This is a genomic window from Bifidobacterium parmae (genome assembly GCF_002860365.1).
In the GTDB taxonomy this organism is placed as follows: Bacteria; Actinomycetota; Actinomycetes; order Actinomycetales; family Bifidobacteriaceae; genus Bifidobacterium; species Bifidobacterium parmae.
This window is the reverse complement of record NZ_NMWT01000011.1, coordinates 108,906-117,467: the sequence shown is the minus strand read 5'-3', so window position 1 is coordinate 117,467 and position 8,562 is coordinate 108,906. Positions and strand designations below refer to the sequence as shown.

The following is an 8,562-nucleotide window of genomic DNA, read 5'->3' as shown; positions in this document are numbered from 1 at the left end:
AGCCACGGTGCGCCGTCACCGCACCGTCAAGCTGATAGGACGCGACCCCATCCCGTACCGGTAAGACCCTTTCCCACACCACCATGCGACAGTGCGGAACATCCGGCATTACCACCCGTTTCCAGGAGCTATTCCGGAGTACGGGGCAGGTCGGTCACGCATTACTCACCCGTTCGCCACTCTCACCCGGAAGCAAAGCCCCCAGGATCCCGTTCGACTTGCATGTGTTAAGCACGCCGCCAGCGTTCATCCTGAGCCAGAATCGAACCCTCCACAAAAAAACATTGCAGAAAGACATCGACAGATGACTCTCATTAAAAACAATTGACGGAACCTCTAATAAGGAAAGAGGTTCGCACAAAAACCCCGACCCTCTTCAACGCCCCTCGGCGACTCCAGGAAAACCCCGAAGCGAGAATCGGACTGGCAATCATTGACTATAAAGAAGTAAGTAGTACAACACACTCTTGAGTTCTCAAACCACCACCACGTCAACGGGCAAACCGAACCAACCAGAAGAAGGGGAATCAGCCCGCCGCGCTGAGCGGCAACAGGTGAATAACTTACACCACCCCACGCCACAACGCAAACCGGCATGCCGAAACCACGCCCAAATCGTTGCAACGACGGCGTTCCCACGGCGTGTCGCAACACGCGCCGGAACCACCCTCCGACGCGCTCCGCGCGCCACCACCCGCCAGCGGGAGGCAGCCACGCCGACACACCACCCACAGAATAAACCCGCAACGGGCAGACCCCACACACCCAGTCCACACCACGGACATACCGCGGGCGTATACCTGTGGGTATGACGAAGAAGATCGCAGTCCTGACCGGCGCAGGCATCTCCACATCCGCCGGAATCCCCGATTTCCGCGGTCCGGATGGCGTGTGGACCAAGCATCCGGATCAGATGAGCGTCTACGACATCGACGCGTTCCTCACCGACAAGGAGGCACGCGAATACTCATGGCGCTGGCAGAAGGAATCACCCGTATGGAACGCGCAACCGGGCGTCGCGCACAAGGCGCTCGTCAAGCTCGAAAAGGCGGGCATGCTCACGCTGCTCGCCACGCAGAACTTCGACGCACTGCATGAGAAGGCCGGCAACAGCCCGAGCATCATCGTGAACCTGCACGGCACCATCGGCACCTCGCACTGCATGAAATGCCATGCGAAATACAATACGGCGGACATCATGGCCCGCCTTGACGAGGAACCGGATCCACGTTGCCACCGCACGCTCAAATACCAAGGCGACATGCCATGCAACGGCATGATCAAGACGGACGTCGTCTACTTCGGCGAAGCGCTGCCCGACGGCGCGATGGAGAAATCCTACAAGCTCGCCTCGCAGGCCGACGAGCTGTGGGTGATCGGCTCGACGCTGGAAGTGTTCCCCGCCGCGAGCATCGTGCCGGTCGCCGCGCAGGCGGGCGTACCGATCACCATCATGAACATGGGCCGCACGCAATACGACCGTCTCGCCGACCGCCTCATCCACGACGACATCGCCGTCGCACTGCCGAAACTCGTCGATGAGACGATCGCGGAAAACAGCTGAATCACCGCGTACCATCCCACCAACGCGTTTCTTAGGTACATACGACGTTTCTTAGGTAGGTGAAACAGCAAGAGGGGTGTTGCAACCATCACGTTGCAACACCCCTCTACGTATGGAACCAACCTAAGAAACGACCAACCTACCTAAGAAATGACATTTCTTCCCCAGCCAGCTCCCCAGTCGGCTTCGCTGACGGCCCGACCGCAATTGCACTCAGTAGATGCGCTTGGGCTGGAAGCCTTCGGCGCGGAGGGCGGCGAGGATGCGGTCGATGTGGTCGGGGCCGTTGGTCTCGACGGTCACGCCGAGCGACACCGCGTTCGTGTAGTGGCCGGACGCCTTGAACTGGTCGTGGTCGAGGGCGATCACATTGGCGCGTTCGCGGGCGAGCAGCGAGGCGACCTTGACGAGCTGGCCCGGGGTATCCGGCAGCTCCACCTCGAAGTTCATGATGCGGCCACGGGCAATCATGCCCTTCTGGATGACCGCGCCCATCGTCACCGTGTCGATGTTGCCGCCGGACATGATCGGCACGACCACGTGCGGGCCGGGAGCCGACGCGAACTTGCGCGAACGCAGGTTCAGGTGCTCGAGCGCGGCGAGCGACACCGCGCCGGCCGCCTCGACGACCAGCTTGTGCTTCTCGAGCATGAGCAGGATCATCTCGTTGATGTCGCGTTCGGTGACGGTGACGAGATCGTCGAGGAACTCGTTGAGCAGCGCGTACGGCAGGTCGCCCGGATGCTTCACGGCGACGCCTTCGGCGGAGGTGACGACCTGATCCGCCTCAGTGACGCGGCCCGCGGCGAACGAGTTCTTCCACGCGGGGGAACCTTCCGGGATCGCGCCGATCACGCGCACCTCCGGCTTGAACGTCTTGATGGCGAGCGCGACGCCCGCGCCGAGGCCGCCGCCGCCGAGCGGCACGACCACGTCGGTCACGTTCGGCACATCCTCGAGGATCTCCAGGCCGATGGTGCCCTGGCCGCAGATGACCTCGTAGTCGTCGAACGGCGGCACGAAAATCATGCCTTCCTTCTCGCTCAGTTCGGCGGCGTGCGCGGCGGCCTCGTCGAAGACGTCGCCGTAGAGGACCACGTCGGCGCCGTACGCCTTGGTGGCGTCCACCTTGAGCGGCGGGGTGATGGTCGGCATGCAGATCGTCGCCTTGGCGCCGCGTTCGCGCGCCGCGTAGGCGACGCCCTGCGCGTGGTTGCCTGCGGATGCGGTGACGATGCCGCGCACCAGCTCCTCGTCGCTGAGGGAGGCGATCTTGTTGTACGCGCCGCGGATCTTGAACGACCCGGTAACCTGCAGGTTCTCCGGCTTCAACAGGATCTCGTGCCCGGTCATCTCGCTCAGCGCGGGAGACGGGATGATTTCGGTGTGGCGCGCGGTCCCCTTCAACCGCTCGGCGGCCTTCTTGAGTTCGGCCGCATGGTCACGCTGCAATGCTTTGAGGACGTCTTTCTGTTCCATAATGCGTATTGTAGGCGGGCACACGGCCGGAGCATGGCCGTGTGCCCGCCTAGCGAATCGACGAGGAATCGACGGCGAACCGTCAAAGAACCGTCAGAGCCGCACGACGATGCCTTCCCACGGGTCGAGCTCGCGGTTGGCGAGCGAGACGACGGCGTGGGACGCGCCATAGGTACTGATCACGATGTCGTGTTCGGTGACGCCGTTTTCGACCAGGGCATACGCTTCGGCCGACAAATCGACGGTGCGGCCGGACAGGTTGACGGCGACGAGCAACGTGCCGCCAGCCACTCCCGGTGCGCTTTCGAGGGAACGCGTGAACGCGTAGACGTTCGGGTCGTCCGCGTCGATCAGCGTCCAGTCGCCGGCCGCGACGACCGGATCGTCGTGCCGCAACGCGATGAGCCGCTTGTAGAACGCGTACACGGAGTCGGGGTCGTCGAATTCGGCGGCCGCGTTGATGCCGACATGGTTCGGATTGACGCCGATCCACGGCTCGGCCGGGGCGTCGGGCGCGGTGAAGCCGGCGTACTTGGACGCATCCCACTGCATAGGAGTGCGGGCGTTGTCGCGGCTGATGAGTTCCAGCGACGCCATCATCGATTCGGCGGATTGAATCTTCGCTTCCTCGACGCGCTGACGGAACGCGTTGATCGATTCGAGGTCCCGGTACTGGTCGAGCGACGTGAAGTGCGCGTTGGTCATGCCGAGCTCTTCGCCCTGGTAGATGTACGGGGTGCCGCGGTGCATGTGCAGGAGCAGGCCGAAGGCCTTGGCGGAACGCACGCGCGCCTCCTCGCTGGTGTCGTCGCCCCAACGGGACACGATGCGCGGCTGGTCGTGGTTGCAGAAGAACAGGCTGGCCCAGCCGGCGTTCCTGACGGCGGCCTGCTGGTTCGCCAGCACGCCGCGCAGCCACGGGGTGCGGAACGGGACGAGCTCCCACTTGGAGCGTCCTTCGCCTTCGCCCATGTGGTCGAAGAGGAAGAGCATGTCGAGTTCCTTGTTCGCCGGGTTGGTGATGTGCTCGTTGCGTTCCGGGGTGATGCCCGGCGCCTCGCCGACGGTCATGAAGCCGTCGCGCCCTTCGAACACCTCGCGGCGCATTTCGGCGAGGAACTCGTCCTGCCGCGGGCCGTCCGCGCAGAACGGGTTCGGGCTCGAGTAGCCTTCCTCACCGACCGGAAGATCCTCGAGTTCGGAGCCGGCTTCGCCGGGCAGGCGTCCGGCCGCGTCGGTGCGCTTGGAGATCAGGGTGATGACGTCCATACGGAAGCCGTCGATGCCGCGATCGAGCCACCAGTTCATCATGTCGTAGACGGCGCGACGCACGGCCGGGTTCTCCCAGTTGAGGTCGGGCTGTTTCTTCGAGAACTGGTGCAGGTAGTATTCGCCGCGTTCCGGGCAGTACTCCCATGCGGAGCCGCCGAAATAGGAGCCCCACTGGTTCGGTTCGGCGCCGGGCGTGCCGGGCTCGAAGCCCGGACGCGCGGGACGCCACCAGTACCAGTCGGCGTGCGGGTCATCCTTGTCCTTCGAGGCTTGGAACCACGCGTGCTCGTCGGAGGTGTGGTTGACGACGAGATCCATCACGATTTTGAGACCGCGCTTGTGCGCTTCGGCGAGCAGCTCATCCATGTCGTCGAGCGTGCCGAACAGCGGGTCGATGTCGCGGTAATCGGAGATGTCGTAGCCGTTGTCGTCCTGCGGGGACTTGTAGACCGGGGAGAGCCACAGCACGTCGACGCCGAGGTCGGCGAGATAGTCGAGACGCGAGGTGATGCCCTTGAGATCGCCGAAGCCGTCGCCGTTCGTGTCCTGGAACGAGCGTGGGTAGATCTGGTAGACCACGGCGTTCGTCCACCACGGGTTCGGGGTGGCGCCGTTCGTGCGGATGGCATCGGGTAGGTTCTCACGGTTGAAAGCGGTCATCGTCGACTCCTTTGTAGGTTGCGTTCTTACCGAACAGGATAGGATTCCACGATTTTCATTCCCATCGGAAAGTCTTCCGGGCGCGGCGGAAAGAAATAGCGACAGGGCGTTCATACGACGATGACCTCTCGCCGAAGAAGTCGGCGAAAGGTCATCGTGGTCTGAGGCGTCGTCCACTCCCGACACCCTTCGATTGCGGGTTCTCCGCTACTTGACCGCTCCACGCATCACGCCACCGATTACCCACTTCTGGGCGAAGACGTAGACGATGATGATCGGAGCCATGGCCATCAGGTAGCTGGAGAAGGCCATCGGATAATTGGTGGCGAACTGGGAGCTGAAGACGTACTGAGCCAGCGGGATCGTCTGATTGGACTGGTCGGTCAAGACGATGAGCGGCAGGAGGAAGTCGTTCCACGCCCACAGCGCGGTGGTGATGGCGATCGTGGCGTTGATCGGGCTCATCAGCGGGAAGATGATCTTCCAGAAGATGCGCCACGTACCGGCACCGTCAATACGCGCGGCCTCCTCGAGCGAAACTGGAATCGACCGGATGAAGCCCGTCGCAATGAACAGGTTCGTGCCGAGACCCAGCACCATGTACAGCAGGATCAGGCCGACCTGATTGTCGAGATGCCACGAGCCCATCTGCTTGGCGATCGGCAGCATGACGACCGGGAACGGCACGAACATGGCCGCGATGAAGAAGTAGTACAGGAAGCGGAAGAACCGCTTGTCCATGTTGCGGGCCACCGCATACGCGACGAACGTGTTGGTCAGCAGGGTCAGCACGACGGCGGCGACGGTGATGATCGCCGAGTTGAGCGCGGCCTTCGGATAGTTGACCTTGGCGGACGCGTCGGCGAAATTGTGCCACTCCCACGTGGTCGGCAGCGAGAACGTGCCGGCCTCGGCGGGGGTCTTCAGTGCGGTGACGATCGTGAAATAGAGCGGGATCAGGATCGTCAGGGACAGGACCGCGACGGCGGCCGTGAGCCACCAGTTGATGTTGTGGTCCTTACGGAACTTCTCGGACTTGGCACCCGACTTGACGGCGGATTCAGACACTGCGGCACTCATGACACTCACACCTTTTCCTTGCTGCCGAAGAACTTGAGCTGGATGAACGCGATGATCGCGAGAACGATGAAGAAGAGCACGGCGTTAGCGGTCTGGTACGCGTACTCGCCACCGGTCAGGCCGCCCTTCCAGATGAGATAGGTCACGGTCTCGGTGGCGGAGTTCGGACCGCCGTCGGTCAGGGCGACCACCTGGTCGAACGTGCCGAGCGCGTTCTTCATGGACAGGACGAGGTTGATGGTGAAGAACGGTCCGATCAGCGGGAAGGTGATCTTCCAGAACTTCTGCCAGACGTTGACGCCGTCAAGCGCCGCGGCCTCGTAGATTTCGTCGTCGATTGTCTGCAGGCCGGCAAGGTACAGCAGCACGGAGTAGGCGACACCCTGCCAGACGGCGAGGAAGACAATCGGCACCCACGAATACTGATCGCTGGTGATCAGCGATTCGGACAGCCATTCAATGCCGAGGGTTTTGCCCAGGGCCGGCAGCGGGTTCATGAAGATGTACTTGAACACGTAGCCGATGACCAACACGGACAGCGTGTAGGGCACGAAGAAGATCGCGCGGAAGCCGTTCTTGAACGCGATCTTGCCGTTCAGCGCGACCGCGATGAACATCGCGATGACGTTGATGAGGATGGTGATCGCCACGGCGATGAGGAACGTGAACAGATAGGCGTGGCCCACGCGGTTGTCTTGGAACAAGGCGATGTAGTTCTTGATGCCGATGAAGTCGTAGTCACCATAGCCTTGCGAATTGGTGAACGAATACATCACGCCCTGCAGGAACGGCACGTACAGGAAGATGGCGAAGACGATGGCGGCGGGCACGGCCATCCAGTAGAAAGCGTGGTCGACCTTGCGGTCGGAGAACGCGGAACGCTTCCGCGCGCTCTTCGCGTGGCTGGCGGGTTTCGTTGCGGTTGTCATGTTCTCTCTCCTTCCTTGTCAGTTCGTGAAGGTCCTGGCCTGAACCTTGTCCCATTCGGTCTGCATCTGGTTCAGGAAGCGGTCCGTGTCGCCGCTGGTCACCATCGTCTGCAGGTAGCCTCCGATGTTGATCGAAGACGGGATGTAGTGGTCGCAGAAGTCGGCGACCTTGTTCTTCTCGAAGAACGGGCGCACGGTTTCAAGGGCCTTGTTGCCGAAGTGCGTCTTCTTGAGCGGGGTGATGGCGGAATTCGCGTCGGCGTAGTCGTTGAGCGTCTTCTCACTCATCAGGAATTCGATGAACTTCATCGCCTCGGCCTTGTGCTTGGTGGTGGCACCCATCGTGATCATCACGTCGTCGCCGGCGGTGAGAATCTGCTCGTCCGCATCGTCGGTGGCTGGCATCTGCGCGAATCCCAAGTCGGCATTCTTGTTGATCATGAGAATCTGCGGAATCGCGTAGGTGCCGAGCGGGATGATCGCCGCGGAACCCTTGGCGAAGTTCTGCGTACCCTGCTGATAGGTGATGCCCTTGTCGCCGTCGGCGTACTTGAAGAGCTCCACCTCCTTGGTCACCGTCTCCTTCCACATCTTCTGAAAGTTCGTCGTCCCCTGCTTGAGGTCCGTGTACTCGCTTTCACGCACGAGCGTGCCGGCAAGGGACGCGAGCGGCGCCTGCGTGGTCCACGCGTCGGCGACGGTGGCCTCGACCGGGTTGATGCCCTGCTCGCGGAACTTCTGCAGCATCGCGGTGAACTCGCTCCACGTGGTCGGCGGATTCTCCGGATCGACACCGGCCTTGCGCCAAATCGCCTTGTTGTAGATGTAGCCGGAAGCGTTGCCGGCGAACGGCAGACCATACAGGCGCTTCTTCGACTGGTCAGTGGTCTGCACGAGGTTCTTCGCGATGTTCACCATGCCGGGGTTGAGCCTCTCGACGATCGGCTCGTCGGTGAAGTCATAGAAGACGCCGGATGCGGCGAAGTTGCCGAAGCTGATGTCGCCGTTGAACGTGATGACATCGGGCACACGGTTCTTCACGAACCTGGTGCGCAGGTCGGTCTGCGCATTGGCGGAGTTGTTGATGTTGATCTTGATGGTCGGATTTTCCTGTTCGAACTCCGCCGCAGCCTGCTTGAACCAGTCGGCCGCCTCGGACTTGAATTGGAAGAAATCAAGCGTGATGGTGCCGGCGGTGTTCGCACCACAACCGGCCAGTCCGACGCCGACCGCGATCGCGCAGATGGTCGCGGCAAGACGAGTGGCAACCATGCGCAGCGGACGCGACAGACGCGACGAACGCATCGATTCCGCATTCGGATTGGGGGAATCGCACTTCATTCGTAGACTCCTTAACTGTTCTCTGACGCCTGCGGCTTCAATGCCGCCGGGCATGGCCCCCACGATACGGTTCGAGGTTTTTCATTCCAAGTGCGAGCGAGTCCATCGCCGCTGGAAACTAAACCCACTCGATTTATGTATCCTAGGAATGGAATTCGGGCCGGTCCGCGCCTGGCACGCGCCGGCGCGCACGGCCCATGTCGGAAGGTATCCGGCGAATCTCCCGGAAGGATGGTG

6 protein-coding genes and 1 rRNA gene are annotated in these 8,562 nt (G+C 61.9%); 1 reads left to right on the top strand and 6 read right to left on the bottom strand.

Annotated features, from left to right (window positions below; translation table 11 throughout):
- Positions 1-278 (bottom strand): 16S ribosomal RNA (locus Uis4E_RS05440); the annotation flags it as partial.
- A 530-nt stretch (positions 279-808) separates the two neighbouring features.
- On the opposite strand from Uis4E_RS05440, the gene Uis4E_RS05430 reads away from it, so the two are divergent.
- Positions 809-1,564 (top strand): Sir2 family NAD-dependent protein deacetylase, encoded by a 756-nt coding sequence (locus tag Uis4E_RS05430; RefSeq protein ID WP_101622195.1) that lies wholly within the window; start codon positions 809-811, stop codon positions 1,562-1,564.
- A gap of 213 nt (positions 1,565-1,777) precedes the next feature.
- Here Uis4E_RS05430 and ilvA read toward each other — a convergent pair whose 3' ends face one another.
- The 5 genes from ilvA to Uis4E_RS05405 all read right to left on the bottom strand — a co-directional run bounded on the left by ilvA (position 1,778) and on the right by Uis4E_RS05405 (position 8,289).
- On the bottom strand, positions 1,778-3,043 hold the full coding sequence (gene ilvA / locus Uis4E_RS05425) for a threonine ammonia-lyase (protein ID WP_101622194.1): 1,266 nt from the start codon (positions 3,041-3,043) through the stop codon (positions 1,778-1,780).
- A gap of 93 nt (positions 3,044-3,136) precedes the next feature.
- Complete coding sequence (locus tag Uis4E_RS05420; RefSeq protein ID WP_101622193.1) at positions 3,137-4,975, bottom strand: glycoside hydrolase family 13 protein; 1,839 nt, start codon at positions 4,973-4,975, stop codon at positions 3,137-3,139.
- 207 nt (positions 4,976-5,182) lie between these two features.
- Positions 5,183-6,055 carry a carbohydrate ABC transporter permease gene (locus tag Uis4E_RS05415; RefSeq protein WP_101622192.1) on the bottom strand — a complete coding sequence of 291 codons (873 nt, stop codon included), beginning with the start codon at positions 6,053-6,055 and terminating at the stop codon, positions 5,183-5,185.
- Between the two features lie 5 nt (positions 6,056-6,060).
- Entirely contained in the window at positions 6,061-6,984 is a 924-nt protein-coding gene (locus tag Uis4E_RS05410) for a carbohydrate ABC transporter permease (RefSeq protein WP_101622191.1), read from the bottom strand.
- Between the two features lie 18 nt (positions 6,985-7,002).
- The gene (locus Uis4E_RS05405) at positions 7,003-8,289 is read right to left on the bottom strand and encodes an ABC transporter substrate-binding protein (RefSeq protein WP_101622204.1); all 1,287 of its coding nucleotides are present in this window, start codon (positions 8,287-8,289) and stop codon (positions 7,003-7,005) included.
- Positions 8,290-8,562 lie beyond the last annotated feature (273 nt).